At 42.4% G+C, this 22,651-nt stretch carries 19 protein-coding genes; 7 read left to right on the top strand and 12 right to left on the bottom strand.

Annotated elements, in window-relative coordinates; genetic code table 11:
* Window positions 1-34: 34 nt before the first annotated feature.
* From dcd to NAF19_RS04410, 3 genes are all read left to right on the top strand, one after another.
* A complete protein-coding gene (dcd, locus tag NAF19_RS04420; protein ID WP_252788601.1) occupies window positions 35-571 on the top strand; it encodes a dCTP deaminase in 537 nt (178 codons plus the stop codon).
* A 276-nt stretch (window positions 572-847) separates the two neighbouring features.
* Window positions 848-3,310, top strand: coding sequence for a TonB-dependent receptor plug domain-containing protein (locus tag NAF19_RS04415; RefSeq protein ID WP_252788600.1), 2,463 nt, complete (start codon window positions 848-850; stop codon window positions 3,308-3,310).
* Window positions 3,311-3,328: 18 nt separating this feature from the next.
* Window positions 3,329-5,791, top strand: coding sequence for a TonB-dependent receptor (locus NAF19_RS04410; protein WP_252788599.1), 2,463 nt, complete (start codon window positions 3,329-3,331; stop codon window positions 5,789-5,791).
* Between the two features lie 142 nt (window positions 5,792-5,933).
* Here NAF19_RS04410 and NAF19_RS04405 read toward each other — a convergent pair whose 3' ends face one another.
* Window positions 5,934-7,052 carry a carboxypeptidase-like regulatory domain-containing protein gene (locus NAF19_RS04405; protein ID WP_252788598.1) on the bottom strand — a complete coding sequence of 373 codons (1,119 nt, stop codon included), beginning with the start codon at window positions 7,050-7,052 and terminating at the stop codon, window positions 5,934-5,936.
* Window positions 7,053-7,235: 183 nt separating this feature from the next.
* Between NAF19_RS04405 and NAF19_RS04400 the strand changes: the two genes are divergently transcribed.
* The gene (locus tag NAF19_RS04400) at window positions 7,236-7,628 is read left to right on the top strand and encodes a hypothetical protein (protein ID WP_252788597.1); all 393 of its coding nucleotides are present in this window, start codon (window positions 7,236-7,238) and stop codon (window positions 7,626-7,628) included.
* Window positions 7,629-7,756: 128 nt separating this feature from the next.
* Here NAF19_RS04400 and NAF19_RS04395 read toward each other — a convergent pair whose 3' ends face one another.
* Window positions 7,757-8,569: an enoyl-ACP reductase FabI gene (locus NAF19_RS04395; protein WP_252788596.1), complete on the bottom strand. Its 813-nt coding sequence runs from the start codon at window positions 8,567-8,569 to the stop codon at window positions 7,757-7,759.
* Between the two features lie 288 nt (window positions 8,570-8,857).
* On the opposite strand from NAF19_RS04395, the gene NAF19_RS04390 reads away from it, so the two are divergent.
* Both NAF19_RS04390 and NAF19_RS04385 read left to right on the top strand, forming a co-directional pair.
* A complete protein-coding gene (locus NAF19_RS04390) occupies window positions 8,858-9,334 on the top strand; it encodes an RNA polymerase sigma factor (RefSeq protein ID WP_252788595.1) in 477 nt (158 codons plus the stop codon).
* Entirely contained in the window at window positions 9,318-9,917 is a 600-nt protein-coding gene (locus tag NAF19_RS04385) for a hypothetical protein (RefSeq protein ID WP_252788594.1), read from the top strand. Before NAF19_RS04390 ends, NAF19_RS04385 begins: the two co-directional genes overlap by 17 nt.
* Window positions 9,918-9,979: 62 nt before the next feature.
* Here NAF19_RS04385 and recN read toward each other — a convergent pair whose 3' ends face one another.
* From recN to NAF19_RS04365, 4 genes are all read right to left on the bottom strand, one after another.
* Window positions 9,980-11,659, bottom strand: coding sequence for a DNA repair protein RecN (gene recN / locus NAF19_RS04380; protein ID WP_252788593.1), 1,680 nt, complete (start codon window positions 11,657-11,659; stop codon window positions 9,980-9,982).
* A 197-nt stretch (window positions 11,660-11,856) separates the two neighbouring features.
* A complete protein-coding gene (locus NAF19_RS04375) occupies window positions 11,857-13,926 on the bottom strand; it encodes a M56 family metallopeptidase (protein WP_252788592.1) in 2,070 nt (689 codons plus the stop codon).
* Window positions 13,927-13,963: 37 nt separating this feature from the next.
* Complete coding sequence (locus NAF19_RS04370; protein ID WP_252788591.1) at window positions 13,964-15,817, bottom strand: M56 family metallopeptidase; 1,854 nt, start codon at window positions 15,815-15,817, stop codon at window positions 13,964-13,966.
* A gap of 127 nt (window positions 15,818-15,944) precedes the next feature.
* Window positions 15,945-16,313 carry a BlaI/MecI/CopY family transcriptional regulator gene (locus NAF19_RS04365; RefSeq protein WP_252788590.1) on the bottom strand — a complete coding sequence of 123 codons (369 nt, stop codon included), beginning with the start codon at window positions 16,311-16,313 and terminating at the stop codon, window positions 15,945-15,947.
* An 82-nt stretch (window positions 16,314-16,395) separates the two neighbouring features.
* On the opposite strand from NAF19_RS04365, the gene NAF19_RS30525 reads away from it, so the two are divergent.
* Window positions 16,396-16,527: a hypothetical protein gene (locus NAF19_RS30525; RefSeq protein WP_256484222.1), complete on the top strand. Its 132-nt coding sequence runs from the start codon at window positions 16,396-16,398 to the stop codon at window positions 16,525-16,527.
* 103 nt (window positions 16,528-16,630) lie between these two features.
* Here NAF19_RS30525 and NAF19_RS04360 read toward each other — a convergent pair whose 3' ends face one another.
* The 6 genes from NAF19_RS04360 to NAF19_RS04335 all read right to left on the bottom strand — a co-directional run bounded on the left by NAF19_RS04360 (window position 16,631) and on the right by NAF19_RS04335 (window position 22,136).
* Window positions 16,631-17,491, bottom strand: a complete 861-nt coding sequence (locus NAF19_RS04360; protein WP_252788589.1) for a hypothetical protein — start codon at window positions 17,489-17,491, stop codon at window positions 16,631-16,633.
* 91 nt (window positions 17,492-17,582) lie between these two features.
* The gene (gene porD / locus NAF19_RS04355) at window positions 17,583-18,479 is read right to left on the bottom strand and encodes a type IX secretion system protein PorD (RefSeq protein ID WP_252788588.1); all 897 of its coding nucleotides are present in this window, start codon (window positions 18,477-18,479) and stop codon (window positions 17,583-17,585) included.
* On the bottom strand, window positions 18,466-19,665 hold the full coding sequence (coaBC, locus tag NAF19_RS04350) for a bifunctional phosphopantothenoylcysteine decarboxylase/phosphopantothenate--cysteine ligase CoaBC (RefSeq protein ID WP_252788587.1): 1,200 nt from the start codon (window positions 19,663-19,665) through the stop codon (window positions 18,466-18,468). Before coaBC ends, porD begins: the two co-directional genes overlap by 14 nt.
* 142 nt (window positions 19,666-19,807) lie before the next feature.
* On the bottom strand, window positions 19,808-20,146 hold the full coding sequence (locus NAF19_RS04345; RefSeq protein ID WP_252788586.1) for a DNA-directed RNA polymerase subunit omega: 339 nt from the start codon (window positions 20,144-20,146) through the stop codon (window positions 19,808-19,810).
* Between the two features lie 6 nt (window positions 20,147-20,152).
* Window positions 20,153-21,082 (bottom strand): outer membrane protein assembly factor BamD, encoded by a 930-nt coding sequence (locus tag NAF19_RS04340; RefSeq protein ID WP_252788585.1) that lies wholly within the window; start codon window positions 21,080-21,082, stop codon window positions 20,153-20,155.
* Between the two features lie 496 nt (window positions 21,083-21,578).
* Window positions 21,579-22,136, bottom strand: coding sequence for a DUF1572 domain-containing protein (locus NAF19_RS04335; protein ID WP_252788584.1), 558 nt, complete (start codon window positions 22,134-22,136; stop codon window positions 21,579-21,581).
* Window positions 22,137-22,651: the final 515 nt, after the last annotated feature.

Below are 22,651 nucleotides of genomic sequence, written 5' to 3'. Positions count from 1 at the left end.
TTAGTTATAATTTAGCACTTCTTTACAGGGCATCATGATATTATCAGACAAACGAATTTTAGAAGAAATTGAGGAAGGGCGTATTATAATTGAACCTTTTCAACGCGAATGCCTCGGAACAAATTCGTACGATGTGCACCTTGGAAAATACCTGGCCACCTACCGCGACAGGGTGCTGGATGCAAAGCTGCATAACGAAATTACTTACTTCGAAATCCCAAAAGATGGTTTCGTTCTGCAACCCAATACGTTATACCTTGGTGTAACTGTGGAGTACACCGAAACTTATAATCATGTTCCGTTCCTGGAAGGAAAATCAAGCACAGGCAGGTTAGGTATTGATATACATGCGACGGCCGGCAAAGGCGATGTAGGTTTCTGCAATACCTGGACCTTAGAAATTTCGTGCACCCAACCAGTTAAGATCTATGCCGGTATGCCAATCGGCCAGCTGATATATTTTGTAGTTGAAGGGGAGATAGAAACATTTTACAATACTAAAGACAACGCCAAATACAACTCACCATCAACCAAACCGGTTGAAAGCATGATGTGGAAGAATGTTTTTTAGTTCATGGATGATGGTTCATAGTTCATAGCCGCTGCATATAACACTTTTTGTCTTGACTCTTGATCCTTGGCTCTTGACTCTTGATCCTTGGCTCTATCCAGCCATGAACTATGAACAATCAACCATGAACTTTTTTCATCTTCAATTAAACCTTTACTAATTTTTTAGTTCAAAGGATTAATAACCAGCCTGTTCAGTTTGTATAACAATCTTGTTACAGGCTAATGGCTGGATTATTAATAAATTGAACGCTATAACCTTATTTTCAGTGAGTTTATGAAGAAAACCTTATCCTTTGTAATTGCTATGCTGCCGTTTTGGGCTTTTAGCCAGGCTACACAACAAGTCGCCGGCGATGCCGTAATACCATCCATCAGCGCGAAGCTAAGTAACTACAAGGCAAACCACACTATCGAAAAAGCTTACCTGCAATTTGATAAACCCTATTACGCCGTTGGCGATACCATTTACTTTAAAGCATACTTAACGCTTGGTGCACAGCACAAACTATCAGCGCTGAGCGGAATTTTATATGCCGATTTAATCGACCCGAACAATAAAATAGCCCGGTCAATAAAACTACAGGTTTTGGCAGGTACCGCCCATGGAGATTTTGCTTTAGCCGATACCTTAACCAAAGGAAATTACCGAGTGCGGGCCTATACAAATTGGATGCGCAACAATGGTCCCGACTCGTTTTTTGAACAGGTTATACCTGTAGGAATAGCTTCTGCAAAAAGAATTCCCGAAAGCGGGGAACCGGTTGCCGTTAAACCGGCAAAAAAAGGTGCTTTAAATAGGACCGACATCCAGTTTTTACCCGAAGGCGGCACCTTGGTAGCGGGAAACTATTCTACAGTAGCTTTTAAGGCTGTAGCACCAAATGGCCTTGGGCTTGCTATAAAGGGTACTTTAAAGGATAATGAGGGTAACGAAGTAACAACATTTGCGACTGCCCATTTGGGCATGGGGGAATTTTCCTTTGTGCCACAGGCCGGCAAAACCTATACCGCCAACATTATTTATGCTAATGGCCTAACACAGGCAATTGATTTGCCGAAGGCTGTAAATAGCGGCTATACTATAAATGTTAACAATGCCAATCCGGATACCATCAGCTTGCGAATCGCTGCTGGCTCCGAAAGCCCCCAGGATAAGTTAAACCTTGTAGCACAATCAGGTGGCATTGTTTATTACGCAGCAGAGAGCGGACCATTCAGCAAGTTTTTTACTGTAGTAATACCAAAAAGTAAATTCCCGACAGGTGTGGTGCAGTTCACCTTGTTTTCGCAAAACGGCGAACCATTGAATGAACGGCTGGCATTTATCAATAACAATAATCAGCTTAAACTTGATGTAAAAGCACAGGAAACTTATAATACGCGGCAGAAAGTAAACATCGAAATAGATGCCCGCGGTAAAGATAAAAAACCGGTAACAGGAAGTTTTTCAGTTGCTGTTACAGATGAAACTGCTGTGCCTGTTGACGAACAAAATGAAACCACCATCCTCACCAACCTGCTGTTAACATCCGATCTAAAAGGAACCGTTGAGCAGCCCAACTACTATTTCACAAATGTTACCGAAAAAACGCAGGCCGATCTCGACCTGTTAATGCTTACGCAGGGATATCGCCAGTTTACATGGAAACAGGTCTTGGATGATAAGCCTGCGCCGCTGGTTTGGCAGCCTGAAAAATTGATGCAGGTAAGCGGTAGGGTAATAAAATGGAGTAAGCCTGCGGCCGGCGCAAAAGTAAGCCTGGTAAGCAATAAAGGTGGCTTTTTTATGCTGGATACTGTGGCAGATAAAGACGGAAAATTCGCGTTTAAGGATTTGATATTTGAAGATAGCACCAAATTTGTAGTACAATCACGTATAAAAAAAGGGCAGGATGCTGTAACGGTTGAACTTGATACGGTACGGCCACCTCAAATACCAATAAGACATCTTAACGATAACAACAATTTAACGTTTGCGCCTGTGGCCGATATGTCGGCTTATTTGATTAATCAAAAGCAGTTTTATGATGAGCAACAAAAATATGGCATCAATAAACACGCGGTGTTGTTAAAAGAGGTGCATGTTAGGGCCAGCCGCGATCCGCAGGTGCCGCACTCGCAAAACTTAAACGGCGCCGGTAATGCCGACCAGGTTTTAACTGCCAAACAGTTGAAAAACCTGATTTGCGTAAAACTTAAGGATTGTTTGTTGGGAGTAATAATGTCTGTGCAATTTGCCAGGGACGGTACGCCGATAAATATGCGCGAGCGCAAGGCTATGGCCATAGTTGTAGATGGCGATTTTGTTGATCCGGACGTCTTTGACAACATTAATCCAGATGATATTGAAGGAATCGAAGTGATACTTGGGCCTCACTATGGCGCCATTTATGGAACCCGCGCTGCTGGCGGAATTTTAATGATAACTACAAAACAAGCACGAGGTACTAAGGACTTTTACCGTTACGCACCCGGGGTGGTGGCTTATCACCCTAAAGGCTTTTACAAAGCCCGCGAGTTTTATTACCCGCAATATGACGATCCAAAAACCAACTTCAGGATCGGCGATTACCGAAGCACTATTTGCTGGAAGCCGGACTTAATAACCGATAAGGATGGCAAAACTTCGTTCAGCTTTTTTAACAGCGATAATAAAGGCACTTACCGCGTAGTTATTGAAGGCATTGATGCCGATGGCAATATCGGCAGGCAGGTATACAGATACACCGTACAGTAATTAACTATTAACAACTAAATGATAAAATCCCTAACCTTTCTAACCCTGCTTTTGCCATTTTATGCATTCAGCCAGGCGATGCAAATAGCCGCCGGCGACACCCTAATACAATCCGTTACCGAAAAGCTTAACACCTACACTGCCAACCATAGTATCGAAAAAGCTTACCTGCAATTTGATAAGCCTTACTATGCTATTGGCGACACTATTTATTTTAAAGCTTATGTAACACTCGGCGCCCAGCATAAGCTCTCGGCATTAAGCGGCATATTTTACGCTGACTTAATTGGCCCGGGCGGTAATATAAGCCGGTCGATAAAATTGCCTATCGCTGCCGGTGTTGCATGGGGCGATTTTGTTTTGGCCGATTCATTAAAAGGGGGCAATTACCTGGTAAGGGCCTATACCAACTGGATGCGTAATGAAGGGGACGATTCCTTTTTCGATCAGTCGCTTATGGTTGGGTCTGCCTCAATAATTAATGCCAATGCAAATGGCGGGAAAGCTAATGCGACAGGACCTGCAAAAATGACTGCCGGTAAGCCCGATGTGCAATTTTTACCTGAAGGCGGCAGCCTGGTAATAGGTAATTATTCAAAAATAGCTTTTAAAGCCATTTCGCCCGGAGGTTTAGGGACAGATATAAAAGGAACTATAACCGACAATGATGGAACCGAGGTAACTACGTTTGCATCGACACACCTGGGTATGGGCGTTTTTAGTTTGGTACCACATGCCGATAAAACATATAAAGCTAATATTACTTATGCGGATGGCACAACAGGTACTGTTGATTTGCCAAAAGCTGTTGCCAATGGCTATACCATCAACCTTAACAATTCAAACGCCGATACCATCCGCGTGAGGGTTGCTGCTGGTGGTGATGGTACTCAAAGCCAGTTAAGCCTGGTAGCGCAGGTCAACGGCGCTGTTTATTATGCCGTACAAAGCGGACCCTTTGCTAAGTTTTTTAACGTGGTAATTCCTAAAAGTAAGTTTCCGACCGGGGTTGTACAGTTTACATTGTTTTCACAAACCGGCGAACCCTTAAATGAACGCCTGGCATTTGTTCAAAATCCGGCAGAATTGAAGCTTGATATAAATGCAAAACCAACTTACACTACGCGGCAAAAAGTAGAAATTGAACTAAATGCAAAAGTTAAAGATAATAAGCCTGCAACCGGCAGCTTTTCGGTAGCGGTTACCGACGAAACGAAAGTGCCTTTTGATGAGCTAAACGAAAATACCATATTAACCAATTTGCTGCTTACCTCGGTGTTAAAAGGCAATATTGAGCAGCCCAATTATTATTTCACCAATGTAAACGAAACTACCAGGGCCGACCTTGATGCTTTAATGCTAACACAAGGCTACCGGCATTTTGAATGGAAACAAGTTTTAGCTGGAGACATCAAACCCATTACGTGGCAGCCCGAAAAAGCGATGGTAATATCCGGTACGGTTAAAAAAGGTTCGAAACCGGTAGCCGGTGGTAAAGTAACCCTGCTGAGCAAAGCGGGCGGTATGCCGGTGCTTTTGGATACCGTAACTGATGATAACGGCCGGTTTGCATTTAAAAACCTGGCGTTTAACGATAGTACCAAGTTTGTAGTTCAATCAAAAGTTTCAAAAGGGCAGGATGATGTGGTACTTACAATTGACAGTGCATCTGCACGGGGTGTACCTGTAATACATACCCCGCTTAGTGGTTTACAAACAACCGTGGCGGTTGATATGACGGCTTATGTAAATAACCAAAAACAATTTAACGACGAACAGGAAAAATATGGCATTAATAAACACCCGCTTTTATTAAAAGAAGTTGTGGTAAAAGAACAAAAAATAAGCCCGGTACCACATTCGGTAAATCTTAACGGCCCAGGCAATGCCGACCAAGTTATCAGCGCAAAGGATATTGCAAGATTTTCTTGTGCGAGGATTACCGATTGTTTATCGGGGGTATTATCGTCGGTAGTATTCAGGAATAATGTGCCCCTTAATATGCGGCTTAAGATGGCCCCGATGGCTGTGGTGGTTGATGGCGATTTTGTTGATGCCACTGATTTTATGTATTTAAACCCGGACGATATTGAAGGTGTGGAAGTTGTGCTTGGTGAGCACTATGCGGCTATATATGGCACACGAATGGCCAACGGAGGATTGATAGTGACTACAAAAAGAGGTAAAAAAGGCAAGGAGTATTACCGCTATGCGCCGGGAGTTGCGACCATCAGACCTAAAGGTTTTTACCTGGCAAAAGAATTTTACTCTCCTCAATATGATAATTCAAAAACCAACCCCAAAATAACCGACCTGCGCAGTACCATTTTTTGGAAACCGGACATTATTACCGACAAAAACGGCAAAGCATCATTCAGTTATTTTAATGCGGACGGTAAAGGCAGCTACCGGATGGTTATTGAAGGTATTGATGCCGACGGAAACCTGGGCAGGCAGGTGGTGAGGTATAAGGTGGAGTAGAGATTGGTGATTAGTTGATTAGAGATTAGTTAGAGATTGGAGATTAGTTAAACTGAGGTTAGAGCTTAGTTTAGCAACCAGGATTTGCGCATTTGACGGCCCGAATCCGCCGTTAACCAATCTCTAATCAACTAACCTCTAATCACTGCTCCGACACATAATCAACCGGCAATAGTTCCGCAGTTAACCGGTGGCCCCAGTTGCCATCGGTGGACACGCTTTGTGGATTTGCAAAAATGCCGTTTGCATCAAAAAGGGCATACTCTTCGTTAAATATAAGCGTCGTAGCTAAAGGGTCGTCTAAAAATTCGGGTGTTTGGGTTGTAGTATTTGTTGCCTGGTTGCCTGAGTAGGCCCGCCTTTTGTTATAAAGTACATACAGGCAATCGCTAAAGTTTAATGCATTAGTACCTTTTACATTGGTTAGCTTAACAAAATCCGGTGCCTCAAGGGGTTTATTAACCAGCGTTTGGATGTATTTGGGGCCGATCCCGGTGTATTCGGGGTTTGGTTTTCGTATCAGCCGCATCACTTTAAAACCCTCGTTTGCAAATGTATTGCCGATTACCGACCGTAAAAAATGCATGCTTGAGCCCTGGTAGGCGCTCAACCTGTTTGCCTTCCACCGCTTCATCTGCGATTTTGAACCCTTCATCTCTTCGAATGATGAGTTTCCTTCAAAATAAAAACTTCCATCTTTACGGTTGAACGTAAAATCTATCAGCATATACTTAATCTTGTAGCCAAGCGCTTTATTTTCTATTTCAAAAAAGTCGAATGATTTAGCTGTAAAGAGCTGGGTTTTTTTGTCGAAATCCAGGTCAAGCAAATCGGGCAGCCCCTTTGTAGTTATCTTACAGGATTGGGCATAAGCCGATGTACCGAAAAAGTGTTCCGTGAAAAATTCATAGTTTTTTAACCAATCTGTTTTTGGTTTTATTTTTACTTCCTGTAGCATCATCACCTTAGGGGTGAGGCTAATGTCGGCCAATTTTAAATCACCATTTATCGTGACGGCCTGGTGTAGAGTTTCGTAGCCCAGGCACGTTACCACAAAGTCGTACTGGCCGGGCCTGACATTTGTTATCGTATACCCACCTTTGTCGTCAGTTTTTGAACCAGCCACTGCGTTATTAAAAAATACGCTTGCGTTGGCCACAGGTGTTTTATCATTGCCATTAATTATTTTACCTGTAATGGTGTATTGACCCAGGCAGGCAAATGGTAAAATAAAAAATAACAGGAAGGCGAATCTTTGCATAAAACAACTAAGTTGTTAGTTAATGCAAATTTATAGTTTATTTTAATATTAATGATTTTATCTGGTGATGAGTTGTTGAAGCGGGGTATTTGCGGGGCACAACTATTTTTTTAAAAAAAGTTTCATAACATATTAAACCTTTTTTAAAAACGTTGTTCTTATATATAAATTAACAACACTTGTATGAAAAGAATCTTATCTATTATTGGCTGCATTGTAGTGCTGGCAGCATCTTCATGTACCAAAAAGTACATCACCCCTAACCCCAACCAAACCATTTTGCTGAATGTTAAATCGACCGATTGGACAAGTACAGATGGTGGAAAAACATATTCAGCAATTATCGACGCCCCCGAAATCGACAGCTACTTTAACGACCATGGTGGGGTGTTGGTTTATTTTTCGTTCACCGATGGGGTGTATGAGCAGGTACCCGAAGTTTACCAGGGCATATCATACAGCTATACCCACAATAAAGGCAGCTTAGCACTTTATGCGCAGGCGTCTGACGGTGCAACAGTAATTAACCGGCCCGATGATGCGGTTGTGAAACTTTTACTGATTGAATCTAATTAGTCCGAAAGTCAGTAAAGTCCGAAAGACAGAAAAGAAAAAACCTGTGGCGTTTATGCTTCACAGGTTTTTTTATGCTCAAAACTATTGAACTTTTTCTTTCGGACTTTTCCGACTTCGGACTTTGCGGACTAACTCTTCATCTGCTCAATCACTTCAGGGGTTACACCTGTGAAGGAGAAACCACCATCGTGGAAGAGGTTTTGCATGGTTACCATTTTGGTAAGGTCGCTAAACATGCTTACACAGTAGTCGGCGCATTGGTCAGCATCAGCATTGCCAAGGGGGCTCATTTTTTCCGCATAGCTAATGAAGCCGTCAAATCCTTTTACACCGGAGCCCGCAGTTGTGCGGGTTGGCGATTGCGATATGGTATTGATACGCACATGTTTCTTTTTACCATAGTAGTAGCCAAAGCTGCGGGCAATGCTTTCTAAATAGGCCTTGTTATCAGCCATATCGTTATAATCAGGGAATACTCGCTGGGCGGCAATGTATGTTAGTGCCAGCACCGAACCCCATTCGTTTATCGCATCCATTTTCATGGCGGTCGACAAAACGCGGTGCAGGCTAAGCGCCGATATATCTAATCCCTTATGGGTAAAATCGTAATTGTTTTCAGGATAGGAGATGCCCTTACGAACGTTAACGCTCATGCCTATCGAATGCAGTATAAAATCAACACCGCCGCCGAAATGCTCCTGGCTTTTGGTGAACAGGTTCACCAGGTCGTCGTTATTGGTCACATCGGCACCAATGATTGGGGCATTACATTCTTCGCCCAGTTTATTTAATTCGCCCATGCGGAGTGCGATAGGGGCGTTGCTCAAAATAATTTCGGCACCTTCCTGTACGGCGCGCTGCGCTACCTTCCAGGCGATAGATTGCTCGTTAAGAGCGCCAAAAATTATCCCTTTTTTACCTTTTAATAAGTTGTAAGCCATTTTATTGATTTTAATTAGCGCGCTAAAATTAAAATTAATTATTGGTATTGTGAATTTTGAGTTTTGAATGATTTGTGGGCTTGGACAATTTAACCACAGAGAGCGCTGAGAAGATACAGAAGGCACGCAGAAAAAAAAAAATTCGGGCAACTTACACGTGGTATACGCTAAAATAAATAATTGAACTTGACCTGTAGCATTTTTAAATTCCCCGTATCTAACCACCAAATAAACGCCCGGATAAGCTAAATTACTTACCTTAACCCGGATACAAAGTAAAATCCATTTATGGTGTTTGAAGACATTTACCGTGACTATTGGAACAAGGTATTCCGCATTTGCATGGGCTATGTGAATGACCGGGACCTTGCAAAAGATATGGCGCAGGAAACTTTCATTTTGATTTGGCGAAAACTGCCGCAGTTCAGGAATGAGTCGGCGGTTGGTACCTGGATCTACCGTATCGCATCGAACAATTGCCTGCGGCAAATTGAGCGCAGTAACCGCATGCCCAAAACTGAATTACCGGAACAAATTGAAGATACCCTGGAACCAGATATGGAATGGCAGAGCCGCCTGCTTTATAAATGCATAGCTGAACTGCCCGAAACCGACCGTATCATCATTTCATTGGAACTGGAAGATGTTAAACAAGCTGAAATAGCAAAGATAACCGGCCTTAGCGAAAGCAATGTGCGGGTTAAAATATTCAGGTTAAAAGAAAAGCTGACTCAAAAATTTAAACAATATGAGCAACAATATTGATTTTAAGGAACTGTGGAACCGCGGCAAGGCCAGCGCACCTGATGTGAGTGAAATTTTTGCAAAAGCAAACCGGCTTACCCGTAAAACACGTTGTAAAATATGGTGGAGCAATATCATTCTATCAATAACCATTTTGCTGATGATATTTATCTGGTGGTATTACCAGCCGCAATTACTTACTACAAAAATAGGGCTGATATTAATACTGATTGCCATCGTGATTTTCCTGGTTACTACCAACCAGCTATCACCTTTATTAGCCAAAGCGGATGAGGAGACTGATAGCCGGCATTTTTTGGAGCAAGTGATCAGGATTAAGCATAAGCAGGAGTTTTTAAATAAAACCATGCTTACGGTTTATTTTATTTTACTATCAATTGGTATCACGCTTTACTTTATAGAATATGCGAGCCGCGGCAGCTTGCTGTTCCAGGTGCTGGCTTACGGGATAACGTTCGCCTGGATAATTTTTAACTGGATTTATATCAAGACGCGTACAATTAAAAAGCAGCAAAAAGCCATAAATGATATAATTGCAAGGCTGGAGGAGGTGAATAAACAATTTGGCCCCCCAACCCCCTGAAGGGGGAGCAAATAGCATAACTTATAGACGTTTTCTGTTCCCCATTTAGGGGGCTAGGGGGCCTACGCTAGCAGCTCCCTCGCATTCTGCAATGCGCTTTCACCCGGCTTATCGCCGCTTAGCATTTTGGCGATCTCCAAAACACGTTCGTCGTTATTTAACTGCTTAATGCGTGTATAAGTAGTTGCGCCTTCATCGTCTTTATAAACAAAGTAGTGGCTTTGGCCCTTGGCGGCAATTTGCGGCAGGTGGGTTATGGTTATAACCTGCAGGTTGTCGGCAAGTTTTTCCATTATCTGGCCCACCTGGTTGGCTACCTCGCCGGAAACTCCGGTATCTATCTCGTCAAAAATAATAGTAGGCAAGGCAGTGTTTTGGGCGATGAGCGATTTGATGCTGAGCATCAGTCGGGATAACTCGCCGCCCGAAGCCACCTTGCTCATCTCGGACAATGAATGACCCTTATTCGCGGTGAACAGAAATCGGACTATATCAAATCCGTTATCCCCCAAACCCCCGCTACCCAGCAGGGAGTTATGTCCTGCGGGAGGGGATAGGTCAATTTTTAAGTTAGAGTTGCCCATTCCCATTTCGGCGAGGGTTTCTAAAACCTTTGTTTCTATAGATGGAACTGCCTTTTTTCGATTGGCTGATAGCTGACCGGCTAACGTTTCAAGCTCCTTTTTATCGGTATCAAGCTGCATCTTTAGCTTTTCAATAGCTTCGTCGCCGAAAACTGATTGCTGTATTTTGTAGGATAGCTCATTTTGTAAATCCAGCAGTTCGGCATTGGTGTTTACGCGATGTTTTTTTTGCAACAGGTAGATAACGCTGAGGCGTGTATTTACTTCTTCGGCCCTCGCGTCATTGGTAACGGTGCGTTGTTCAATATTTTCAATTTCAGCAGCAATATCTTTCAGCTCGATAACGGCGCTGTTGAGGCGCTGGTGCAGTTCTGCAATTTGCGGGTTGAACTTTTCGAGTGCTAATAACTGGTGACCAGCCTCACGTAGTTGAATAATGGCGGACGTTTCGCCTTCCTCCATCAGGTAAAAGGCGCCCAGCAGGTTTCGTTTTATTTCACCTGCGTTGTTTAGCGAGTATAATTCCTGCTCCAGCAATTCCTGCTCATCTGCCGAAAGTGCAGCTTTCTCCAGTTCATCAAACTGGAATTGGTAATAATCCAGGTCGGCTTTAGCTTTGTCGCTATCATCAATTAATTGCTGCAACTTTAATACCCCTTTTTTCCAGGCCCTGAATTTGGCGCGATAATCATTCAGTAAGTCATTGTGTTTGGCAACGGCGTCGACAACCAGCAGCTGAAACTCCGGGTCGTTAATCTCGAGTGTTGCATGCTGTGAGTGTATTTCAATCAGCCTTTCGCCCAGGGCCTTCAACGAATTCAAATTAACCGGTGTGTCATTTACAAAAGCCCTTGATTTGCCGTCGGCCGATATCTCGCGGCGTAAAACGGTTTCAGCCTCGTAATCGAGATCGTTATCTTCAAAAAACTGTTTTAAGTGGAATGCGCCTATTTTAAAGGTGCCTTCGATAACACATTTTTTTTGTTGATTGAAAAAATAACGGCTTTCAGCACGCTGGCCGAGGATAAGCGAAAGCGCCCCTAATATGATCGATTTACCCGCGCCGGTTTCGCCGGTAAGTATATTTAAACCTCCATCGAAACTGATTTCGAGGTTGTCAATTAACGCGTAATTATTAATGCTGAGCTTCTGAAGCATAAAAAAATACCTTCTGTTTTGAAGGCACTAAATTACGGTTTAGTTGATTAAGTTGAACCGCTGATTTTTATGATTGCGTTGATTTCGCAGATTGAGAAGTTACTCAACCTAAACAAATACGCCCCTTGCAGTTTTCACCGCTAAGGGACGTAAATTGGTTTGTTCAATCTTTGAATTATATAATCAGGGTGGTTATATTATTGCTGATCGCTGGTGCTGTCTTTTTCCTGTTTTTCAGGCTTATCAGCTTTATCCCCTTTGTCATCGTCATTATCGTCCGACCAACGGAACTTTCTTGGATGTGTTTTCTTGTATTCCTGCAACCGCCTTTTAAAATCGGGCGTGCGCATATAGGCATGTAATTTTGCAGTTGCTTCGTGCAAAGCAGCTTTTTCTTTTTCAATCTCAGGGCTGTGGCTATACCCGCGCATTTTTGCGCTTAAGGCATGCATTTCTTCTTTTTGCTGCTCAGCCTGTGGGTTATGGAAAGCCTTTCTTAAGCTATCGCCGGTAGCGCGCAATAATTCCCTTTGTTTTTCATATTCAGGAGAGTGGGTGCGTTCGCGCATTTGCCGGCCTGCTGCTTTAATGTCAACTTGAGCCTGGCGTACGTCTTCGGGGATGTTTTTCTTTAATTCGGCTTCGTATGCCTTGTAGTTGTCATCGCGGTCATAATCGTTATAGTTACGGTCATGCGGTATACCGTATTTTTTTTCCATCGATTCGTTCAGCTTTTTAAATTCGGGGCTTTCGTAATACACTTCGATTTTTTTACTAAGCTTTTCCATCTTTTCCTGCATTTCCCTGGTTTCAGATGTTTCGCCCCAGTTTTTTTCGAAATCCTGGCTTATCTTTTCCATTTTGGCCTGCAGTTCCTTCAGTTCAGGCTTGTCGTAAAATGCCTGCATTTCCCTGCCTTTGGCTTCCAGTTCTTCCTGTGTTTTTTTGAACTCGCCGCTTTCGTAATATTTGCCGATAGCGTTACCGTGCTTTTCAACTTCTTTGCTCAACCTGTCTAATTCAGGGTCCTTAAAATCCCATGAACCATCGTACCTGTCATCGTTTGAGTAAGCGTATTCGTTATGGTTGTTATTGTCATTGTTATTATCGTTGTCGTTATCACCATCATTGCTTTTAAATGCATGTGCAACTTTTTTGTGAATCACAGCTTTCTTTTTTGCTGCTGACTTGCGGCCGGTATCGGCAAACATGCGACTGATTACGGGGCTGATGGCCTTTACCGAAATTTTTCCCTGCGCTACCTCGGGATTAAGCAGGGCCATGGCGCCTATCCCCACGGTTAATATAAGCATGGCCAACAAGGTTGGGCGCAGGCTGGGTATTTGTTTCTTTGTTTTCATGATTCTTTCAATTCTGTTTAATAAATGGTATTTTTTGCCTGTTGCGGCCAGCGCTAGCTGCCAGTCGTTTTGGCGGTTTTGCTCCAGCTTTAACAAAGCCTTTGCGTAGATGATAGGGTCTGCGGTGGCCTTTACAACCAGGTCGTCGCAGCAATTCTCACGTTCTTCGTTTATAATCCTGTTTATGAGTTGTGCACAGGGGTTAAAAAATAACAGTATGGCTATTACCTGTTGCAGCATATTCACCAGGTAATCGTTGCGTTTTATGTGAGCAAGTTCATGCAGCAATATCGCCTCAATTTCTTCGGCCGACAGGTAAGTAGCCAGGCTGAACGGCAGCAAAATAACGGGCTTGAAATAACCTACCATGCAGGGCACATCAACCATTCTGCTCATGCCCGCTTTTACTGTTTTGCCGATTTTTAGCATTGCAGTAAATTTATTTACCGAGAATTGAATGGCGCTGTCGACCACCATACTGCGCTTTACAGCATTTATTTTTTTACGCGCCAGTACCAGCTTGCCGGTATTAAACAATAAACCTGCAAGATAAACTGCTGTTATGTAAGGCAGGTACGCTTCAATACTGTAATAGTACCTGATTGTTTGGTCGTTAAATTGCCCAATGCCCTGTGGCAGTCCGGCAAGTACCGGCATAGCCGATAATTTTGATGGTACTACAGCTAACCAGTTATAAAGATGTATCTCGTTGATCAGGGTGTAGCCAAACCAGCCGGTTATGGCCAGCAGGCTTGCTGTTGCCAGCAAATATTTTTTTGAGGCCGAAAGTTGTCCACCGAACATCAGCGCCAGCTTTAGTGCAAAATATATTACCAGCCCCTGCCACAGCGAATGGATAATGGTGATACCCAAAACCTGGCTGATATTGAATAATATATTTTGCATGGTAATAAAAGCTAAAGGTTAGTGTTTGGCTGGTTTGTTATTGGTCTTCTTTTTCAGTTGTATCCTTCTGCGACCGGTAGATACGAACATCGCCGGTTGTGTCGGTTAATACCCAATGGCCATTGCGTTTCATTTTTTTCCACTCTTTGCTGTCAAATTGTTTCGTTAGCTCTTTCATTTGGTTTTTCCACTCAGGGCTGTCAAACTGCTTTGTCAGGTCTTTCATTTGGTTTTTCCATTCAGGGCTGTCAAACTGTTTTTGCATCAGCTTACCCTGTTTTTCCATTTCTTTAAACTGGTTTTTCCATTCAGGACTGTCAAATTGTTTTTGCATCAGCTTGCCCTGTTTTTCCAGTTCTTTAACTTGGTTTTTCCATTCAACACTGTTGAAGTGCTTACTCATTTCTTCGGACTGCTTGGCCATGGCCAGTATTTGATTTTTCCACTCGGGGCTGTCAAACTGCTTTTTCATCAGGTCCATCTGACTTTTCCATTCGGCGCTGTTAAAGTGTTTTTGCATTTCAAGGCCCTGTTTGCTCATGGCTTCCATTTGTTTTTTCCATTCGGGGCTGTTGAACTGTTTTTTCATTTGGGCCATTTGGGCCTTCCACTCGGCGCTGTTAAAATGCTTTTGCATTTCCAGGCCTTGTTTGCGTACTGCATCCATCTGGCTTTTCCATTCGGCGCTATTAAAAAAGCGTTTAACCGAATCAGGTGCGTCATCACCCCAATAAGTATTGCTGTAAGATTGCTCGGTTTTGCCTGTTTTTTGCTTTCCGGCCTTCAGCTTATTTTTTTGACTTTTGGCTACAGTTTTGCTTTTGTGCTTGTATTTGGTGGTATCGCTTTGCAAGCTGTAGTTTGTGGAATCGGTTAAAAGGGTTTTGGGTGTTGCAGTTTTAGGGTTAAACCATGCAATACAGCTAAGGGTGCCTGCTAATAAAAACAGGGCTATCATTAAATGGCGGATGCTGCCAATATGTTTTTTAGTTTTCATGATACGTTCAATTCTGTTTAATAAATGGAACTTTTGCCCGGTTGCCGCAAGTGCCAGCTTAAAATTTGTTTTGCGCACCTCTTCAAGCTTTATTAAAGCTTGCGCATATATTAAAGGCTCGCCGGTTTTTTCAACTACTAAATCATCGCAGCCGTTTTCACGTTCCTGGTTTACAATCCGGGTAATTAATTGGGTAAAGGGATTAAAAAAGAGCAACACCCCTATAAACTGCTGCAGCAGGTTCACCAGGTAGTCGTTCCGTTTGATGTGCGAAAGTTCGTGTAATAAAATGGCCTCAACTTCATCAGCCGAGAGGTTTGTACATATCGATACGGGTAAAAGTACAAGTGGCTTAAAGTAGCCTATCATACAGGGCACGTCAATCAGCTCGCTGAATTTTAGCTGGATATGCTTTTTGATGCCCAGCTTTTGTGCGAACGTGTTTACATACCGCTGCATTTGTTCGGCAGGTAAAACTGATAGCCTTATTTGCCTTATTTTGCTCCATTCCATAGCCAACCTTGCCAGATTTATGGTGAGGCCGGTAAAGTAAACTGCACATATAAATGGCAGGTACCCCGAAATTTTATAGTACCATGCCGGCTGATAGTGACTGTTGGTAGGCAAATTTAAATAAGGCAATAAGGGCAAAAGCTGATTTTTCTTTAAGGTTACCCAGCTGTAAGCGCTAATTTCGGTAAGCAGCGTATAAATAAAACAAACTGTAATGGCAACCATTGCGCCAATAGCCAGGTTATATTTTTTTGTAGCCGTTAACGACGATGGGCCGGCGAAAACAATCCTCAAAATAAAATACACCACCAAACCCTGCCACAGCGAGTGGATTATGGTGACGCCTAAAACCTGGCTTATGTTGTATAGTATGGTTTCCATCTGCTTAAGTTGATTAGTGATTAGAGGCTGGAGATTAGTTAAACTCCTCACCAGTCATCACTTTTTATTATCTATCTTATTATTTCTTACTAATCTTGGGTCTCTAATCTCTTTCCTCAACTAATCTCTACTTCTCAAACTGTTTCAAATAATCCTTAATAGCATCTATCTCATCTTTTGATGCACGGTGATGGCCCAGGGCCTGGATCACCAAATCAGATGTTGAGCCTTTGAATACTGTAGAGATGATTTTATCGATGGCAGTTTGTTGCGCCTGCTCGCGGGTTATCAACGATTTGTACAGGTGGGTTTTGGAGGTTGTGTCGCGCTCAACCATTCCTTTGTCATGCATTATCTGCATCAGCTTTAAAGTAGTAGTATAACCGGCATCTTTATTCTTTGCCAATTCCTCATGCACATCACGTACGGTACACTGGCCCTTTTTCCAGATTACCTGTAGTATCTCAAGCTCGCTTTCTGTTGGTTTAATTTCCATTTTAAATAGTTATACGAATTTCTTCGTACAAATATGTACGATAAGTTTCGTATTTGCAAATTATTTATGAACTTTTTTAAAAATGACGTATGAAGGGAGGGATATGTTGCAGGAAACAGGTAAAAACTATATGTTATTTCATAAATTGATGCTTAGCTTTTATGGAAGCTTGTGCAGCAAGGACGTAATTGAAGGCCTGTCGGCCAATGTTTGATTTTGTTACAATAAATAGTACGGAAAAAGCGCTAATAACCATATATTAGTAGTTATTAATTGAAAGCAGGATTAAAGCATTAAAGTAATTGTGAGCGAAATCATTATTTATCAAATTCATATTTAAAGAATTTAGGAATGTACCCGTAAATGCTTTTTAAAAGCCCGTTGGCATAATAATTATACGTCAAGGTTACGTTAAAGGTTCTCCATGTATCAGGATTAACCATAAAACGTTGATGGATATCGGAAGAGATCAGTTGGCCTTTCGAATTGAATCGATTGGTGATTTCATCATAGCTATCTAACTTCTTTAGGTCTTTGTAGTCACTATATTGAGTGCGTGATGTATCGGTGCCCCGAACAGTAGTTATCGTTTTAAGTGTGGGTTCCCACGAATATCCGTAGGAGCGCTTTTTATAAAAATTCCGGTCATATTCTTCAGTATCTTTGGAAATGATCAAAGAATCATTTTGCCGTGTTGTGATGGATTTGAGCGGATCAGAACTATACTCTGTATGACTGTAGACGTATTTATTTTTGTGATATGTTGATCCATTTAAAACACCATTAGCATCGTAAAAAAAATATGTTTGGTCAGTTTCTTTGCTGGATTTTATATAGCTGGCTGAATCAATCACCTCAATAAGCTTGTTTGATGAATCGTATATATAACGGGTTGTACCCGATATTTTTTTTCGCGCTCTTGTTTTCCTATCGTAAGATGCGTCATAATCTACCAATTTAACTTTGTGCCCATTTGCGTCTAAATCTATTATCCTGGAAAGATCCCTTGGAGAGTTCTCATAAACATAAATCCTTTTTACCTTGTGATTTTGGTATGTGCTGTCTGGTTGGAAATTATTCTCATCTTGTGCTTTAACCTGGATAAAAAGAATGCTTAGAAGAATTGTCAATATATTATATTTGGGCAATGTTGAAATTATCTTCAAAATTTGATCCATTGGTCAATACAACGTTAGCGTGATTTCGGCTTAAATGTCGTAAAATTTGCCGATACCTTTAGCTTTGTTACTTAATGTTTTCAGCTAAAAATTACTGTTTCTGCAGCGATTGATACTTCAACCCATTGGCTGGGTCTGCCTGGCTGAGGATGTTCATGGCGACTACGCGATCCTGCGTATCGGTTTTGGCGAAGATAGATACAAACTCGTCGCTTTTGGCTGTAAAGAAAACTAGCGGGAACATGGCGCCCAGTCGTTGCCTGTCAACCTGCGAGAGTACGGGTAGCAGGGCAGCAATAGCTTTGCGTCCTTTGTTGGCATTATCGGCCATCAGATCGAGCCCGTTGCGGTGATAGTTATACACAAATTCGCGCAGTGGCTGGTATAGTTTATTGTTCAGGTTTTCGGCCAGCCAGTAACGGTTGTTGTTACCATCAAAAGCCTTCCAGCCCTTGCTCGAGCCGGTTTGCGCATTGGTGGCCACATTTTGCGCTGCGGCAAAATACTGGCTGCCGCCTAGCTTACTAAACGAGTCGTAATCCATACCTACTATAATATAGGCGTAAAAAGCCATTATCGAACTTAAATTACTCTGAAAATTCTGGTCGGTATAATCAATGCTTTGTCCTTCAGTATAGGTGAAGTCAATGTCTTTATCGTTTATGTTTAACAGCGTTGAGGAATAAGTTGAACCAAATACAGGTCTTGACGATTGCACCTGCAACTCGCCGTTAAACTGGCTGCTGCCATCCCAGTTGGTAACGTTCAGTATAAAATTGCATTCAATGCGTTCCTGCGGTAAAATCGGATCGGCGGCCCACTTGCGGCCATTCAAAAAATCCTTCATGGCTGTTTCGAGCGATTGAAGAATGCGTTTGTTGGTTGATTGTATTTTGGGCGATACCACCTGTATGCGCGCATTTAAATCTTGCGAAAAAGCGTTCAGGCTTAAGCACGCTAGCAGGATATACAGGCTAAATATTTTCATTTTTTATTAACTCAACAATTTTTGCGCAAATATCGCGGGCAACGTCGTCTTTGGTTTTAAGGTCGTAAACGGTTTTAACTAACGCCTTGTCAATAATAGTTATTTTATTGGTATCTTTTTTAAAACCGGCGCCTTCATCGCTCAGCGAATTTAATACAATAAAATCAAGATTTTTTCTTTGCAGCTTATCAATCGCATTTATTTCTTCGTCGTTGGTCTCCAGGGCAAAGCCAACCAATATTTGCCCGGTGGATTTTTTACGGCCCAGTTCGTTTAAAATATCAGTGGTTTTTTTTAGGTCGATGCTGAAACCGTCTTCCTTCTTTTTTATTTTTTGCTGCGCAACAGTAACGGGTGTATAGTCGGCTACGGCGGCGCTCATTATACAGGCTTTTGCATTCGAATAGTTTTGCAGGCAGGCATCAAGCATCTCTGCTGCCGAGGTAACATTTATCCGTTTGACAGAATGCTCCCCGCTTATCTGCGCCGATGGGCCTGATACCAGAGTAACATCAGCGCCAAGCTTAGCCAGCTCATCGGCAATGGCGAAACCCATTTTGCCGGATGAATGGTTACCGATGAAACGCACGGGGTCAATAGCTTCATAGGTAGGGCCGGCAGTTACAAGCATTTTTTGATTAGCCAGCGGCTGTTTACTTTTTATATCTGAAAACAAAAAATCAATAATCTCTTCAGGTTCCGCCATCCGGCCTTCACCATGCAGCCCGCTTGCCAGTTCCCCTGTTCCCGGCGGTATCAGCGTGTTGCCAAATGATCGTATTTTGTCGATATTTTCCTGGGTAGCGGTATGCTTCCACATATCCAGGTCCATGGCCGGGGCAAAATACACCGGGCATTTGGCCGACAGGTAAACGGCCATCAGCAAATTATCACAAAGGCCACCAGCCATTTTAGCGATGGTGTTGGCACTTGCCGGTGCTATTATCATTACATCACCCCAAAGGCCCAGTTCAACGTGATTGTTCCACTCGCCTGTTTCGGGAGTAAAATAATCGACCAGCACCGGGTTTTTGGAAAGAGTAGACAAGGTAAGAGGAGTAATAAAATTGGAAGCATCAGGGGTCATCACCACCCGCACATCTGCACCGCTTTTAACCAGCAGCCTTATCAATGTTGCAGCTTTATAAGCCGCTATACTACCACAAATACCTAAAATTACTTTCATAAGCCCCTAGCCCCTAAAGGGGAACAGAAAACGATTAATAAAAAATAAAAATAAACAAAAAAACTCCCGGTGGGAGTTTTAAATATGATGTGTCTAAATCCCCGATGTGTATAACTCCCCCTTTAGGGGGCCGGGGGGCCTACTATTGTTCTTTAGCCGGGTTGCGGTAGTAAACCTTATCGTCTAAAAATTCCTGGATAGCTACCAGCGATGGTTTTGGTAACCGCTCGTAGTATTTAGAGATTTCGATTTGCTCGCGGTTTTCAAAAACCTCTTCCAGGTTATCGTTCGACGATGCAAATTCCGAAAGCTTCTGGTGCAATTCTTCCTTTATATTGTTCGATATCTGGTTAGCCCTTTTCGACATAATTACAAGCGACTCGTAAATATTGTCGGTTTTCACATCCAACTCACGCAAATCGCGGGTTACTGTGCTGCTTGCTACCGCAGGTTTGTTAATATTATTGTTATTAGCTGTCATATCTTATTAATTTGGAATCTTTTTATCACCGTTACCTTTTTCAGATGGCGGCTGTGTTTTTACTGTATCTTTTTTGGCGAGCTTTTTAGCCACATTTGGGTTTATTAACGCTTCTGCCAATAACCTCTTGTTAGCTTCAATGCCGTCCTTGCTTTCTTTTTTATATGAGGCTGTTTCTTTTAAAAACTTACTAGTGGGATATTTCTCAGTAAACTGGTCGGCATAGGTTATTGTCAATCCGTAGCGTTCCTGCTGAAAATCTTCACGGCTGTGCCTTGCATACTCATATTGCGCCTGTATGGTTAAATATTCAATCTCTTCAGCATATTTAGTGTCCGGGTAATCGCGCAATGTATTATTAAGCGCAATAACGGCAGCCTGGTAATCGCTGATAGTTAAATACAATTTAGCATTGGCGTAAGCTTTGCTTTCAAGCTTGTCGCGCAATGTTTGTATCAGCTTGCTGGCTTCGGCAACACGGTCGCTTTTTGGGTAAAGGTTTATAAACAACTGTAAACCCTCAATAGCTTTGCTGGTATTTGCCTGGTCAAGCGAGTATATCGGCGAATCAAGGTATAAGCAATAAGCATACATAAACCGGCACTCCTCAGCCCTTGGGCTCGATGGATAAGTGTCGGCAAAGTTTTTAAAGTGATAACCTGCAGCGGTGTAGTCCTTTAATTTATAGTTTGCGTAAGCATTATAATAAAACAGGTCCTCTGCGCCTTCGTGGCCGCGGTAACGCACAACAAGATCGTCAAATAAGCCCAATGCTTTGGTATACTCGCGTTTGTTATACAGCTTAATTGCTTCCGAGTATTTTTTGGCATTATCGTTACTGGCCTTCAGTTTTTCATATTTACTTTTACAACTGCCCAAAACGAGCATTAAAACAGCAAATACACCGGCCAATAACGTTAGTTGTTTTTTAAACATTTTGCAAAGATAGTTGAATATTATAAATCAGTCAATTATTTATTTAACAAGCCCAATTGTCCCGCGTTTTGTATACGCAACAAGCCCAACCAGGGATATATGGCGCTAATATATAACGCCTGTTTTATGCATGCTATATATATAGGTGTTATTTAACATCTTTTAACAGGGGGGTAGTCGGAAGTCCGCAGTCGGAAGTCAAAAGTCGAAACAGTAAAAATTAAGGAGAATGTGGGCGTTCCCGCTGATAGAATCGGTCGTGCCAGCAGGCCTGCCCCGATGAATTTCGGGGTCATACTGCTGCAAGGCCTTGGGCGCGGGCCGGTATCCACTGCTGTCACTAACGCATGAACCTGCGTTTTTGTAGGAGACGCAATATTTTGCGTCTCCCGCAGGAAGGGTCAGCGGCCTAAAAATATCTTGTCGTCAGCCTGCTGGTAATCGTGAAATTTAACGTTACCGGTCCGAGACGCAAAATATTGCGTCTCTACGTGAATTATTTCGCAAAAAACTTTTTCTCCTTTTCCGCCGCAAATTTCCCGGTATTAAACTCCTTCGATTTGCCTTTGGGGATAGTGAGCGACTTCCATTCAGTACCGGCAGCCATTTTTGCTATGTGCACTATCTGCCCGATGTGGTAGGGGATATGCGCCAGCTGTCGGTTGATGGCCTCCATAACGGTATGCCCTTCGTTACGTATATATATAATGCGTAACAAATCGTCGGCAGTTAGCGGATCGATAGCGTCAAACAAACATTGCCAGCCTTTTTCCCAAAGCGCTATCAGTTCATCATGCGATAACTGGCTGTCCTCAAATTCGTCATCCCGGTCGCGCCAGGGCTTTTCACCGTCGCTGGTTAAAAAATCTGTCCACCGCGAAATGGAATTGCCGGCTATATGTTTAATAATAATAGCGATGCTGTTGGTTTCTGGATTGTATTGCCAGTTCAGTTGGTCTTCGCTTACCTGGGCAATGGCTTTATCGCCTACCGATTTGTAGTATTGAAATAGCTTTTTGATGCCGGGCAGGTAATTGGTGCCGATGGTTTCCATATAATTTATAGTTTAAACAAAGATAATTATCAGAATTAAGAACCAAGAGCCAAGAATCAAGAAGTCAAGAATCAAGGGGAAAGACTTTGGTGCTTGCCGGATTTGTGCTTTATATAGTGGGTAAATATATTTGAGCTGTACTTATTTCTACCCCACGATATCTCTCAAGGTCTTGATTCTTGATCTCTTGAATCTTGACGCTCATTTAAAATGAATTTTTTCCTGCTGATTTGCAAAGTGTTACAAATACACGTTTGATTATTATTGCCGATTGTTTGTATAAGTAAAAAACCTGCGTATCTTTGCGGCCCGCTTAGGAAAAAGAGGGCTGTTATTTGAAATCTGGCAACTAAAAAACAAACTGAAAAATAAGTGAAATAAACACTTGACAGGAAATGAAAAAAATCACATCTTTGCAGCCCGCAAACGAGGGAGAGAAAAGAGAGAAAGGTGGCGGGAAACAAGCTTTAGAAAATAAAAAAAAATAAAGTTTGCGAATTAAAAAAAGGTTTCTA

Source organism: Mucilaginibacter flavidus (genome assembly GCF_024055575.1).
GTDB lineage: Bacteria > Bacteroidota > Bacteroidia > Sphingobacteriales > Sphingobacteriaceae > Mucilaginibacter > Mucilaginibacter flavidus.
Note: the sequence above shows the minus strand (reverse complement) of the source record. Positions and strands in the feature narration are given on the sequence as shown.

What these genes read in the sequence shown, in the direction of transcription:
- porD (WP_252788588.1), bottom strand. Translation starts at nt 18,479, where the DNA reads ATGAAAATATTTAGCCTGTATATCCTGCTAGCGTGCTTAAGCCTGAAC.
- NAF19_RS04405 (WP_252788598.1), bottom strand. Translation starts at nt 7,052, where the DNA reads ATGCAAAGATTCGCCTTCCTGTTATTTTTTATTTTACCATTTGCCTGC.
- coaBC (WP_252788587.1), bottom strand. Translation starts at nt 19,665, where the DNA reads ATGAAAGTAATTTTAGGTATTTGTGGTAGTATAGCGGCTTATAAAGCT.
- NAF19_RS04375 (WP_252788592.1), bottom strand. Translation starts at nt 13,926, where the DNA reads ATGCAAAATATATTATTCAATATCAGCCAGGTTTTGGGTATCACCATT.
- NAF19_RS04410 (WP_252788599.1), top strand. Translation starts at nt 3,329, where the DNA reads ATGATAAAATCCCTAACCTTTCTAACCCTGCTTTTGCCATTTTATGCA.
- NAF19_RS04395 (WP_252788596.1), bottom strand. Translation starts at nt 8,569, where the DNA reads ATGGCTTACAACTTATTAAAAGGTAAAAAAGGGATAATTTTTGGCGCT.
- NAF19_RS04345 (WP_252788586.1), bottom strand. Translation starts at nt 20,146, where the DNA reads ATGACAGCTAATAACAATAATATTAACAAACCTGCGGTAGCAAGCAGC.
- NAF19_RS04385 (WP_252788594.1), top strand. Translation starts at nt 9,318, where the DNA reads ATGAGCAACAATATTGATTTTAAGGAACTGTGGAACCGCGGCAAGGCC.
- NAF19_RS04415 (WP_252788600.1), top strand. Translation starts at nt 848, where the DNA reads ATGAAGAAAACCTTATCCTTTGTAATTGCTATGCTGCCGTTTTGGGCT.
- NAF19_RS04390 (WP_252788595.1), top strand. Translation starts at nt 8,858, where the DNA reads ATGGTGTTTGAAGACATTTACCGTGACTATTGGAACAAGGTATTCCGC.
- NAF19_RS30525 (WP_256484222.1), top strand. Translation starts at nt 16,396, where the DNA reads ATGACGTATGAAGGGAGGGATATGTTGCAGGAAACAGGTAAAAACTAT.
- NAF19_RS04365 (WP_252788590.1), bottom strand. Translation starts at nt 16,313, where the DNA reads ATGGAAATTAAACCAACAGAAAGCGAGCTTGAGATACTACAGGTAATC.
- NAF19_RS04335 (WP_252788584.1), bottom strand. Translation starts at nt 22,136, where the DNA reads ATGGAAACCATCGGCACCAATTACCTGCCCGGCATCAAAAAGCTATTT.
- NAF19_RS04400 (WP_252788597.1), top strand. Translation starts at nt 7,236, where the DNA reads ATGAAAAGAATCTTATCTATTATTGGCTGCATTGTAGTGCTGGCAGCA.
- dcd (WP_252788601.1), top strand. Translation starts at nt 35, where the DNA reads ATGATATTATCAGACAAACGAATTTTAGAAGAAATTGAGGAAGGGCGT.
- NAF19_RS04360 (WP_252788589.1), bottom strand. Translation starts at nt 17,491, where the DNA reads ATGGATCAAATTTTGAAGATAATTTCAACATTGCCCAAATATAATATA.
- NAF19_RS04340 (WP_252788585.1), bottom strand. Translation starts at nt 21,082, where the DNA reads ATGTTTAAAAAACAACTAACGTTATTGGCCGGTGTATTTGCTGTTTTA.
- NAF19_RS04370 (WP_252788591.1), bottom strand. Translation starts at nt 15,817, where the DNA reads ATGGAAACCATACTATACAACATAAGCCAGGTTTTAGGCGTCACCATA.
- recN (WP_252788593.1), bottom strand. Translation starts at nt 11,659, where the DNA reads ATGCTTCAGAAGCTCAGCATTAATAATTACGCGTTAATTGACAACCTC.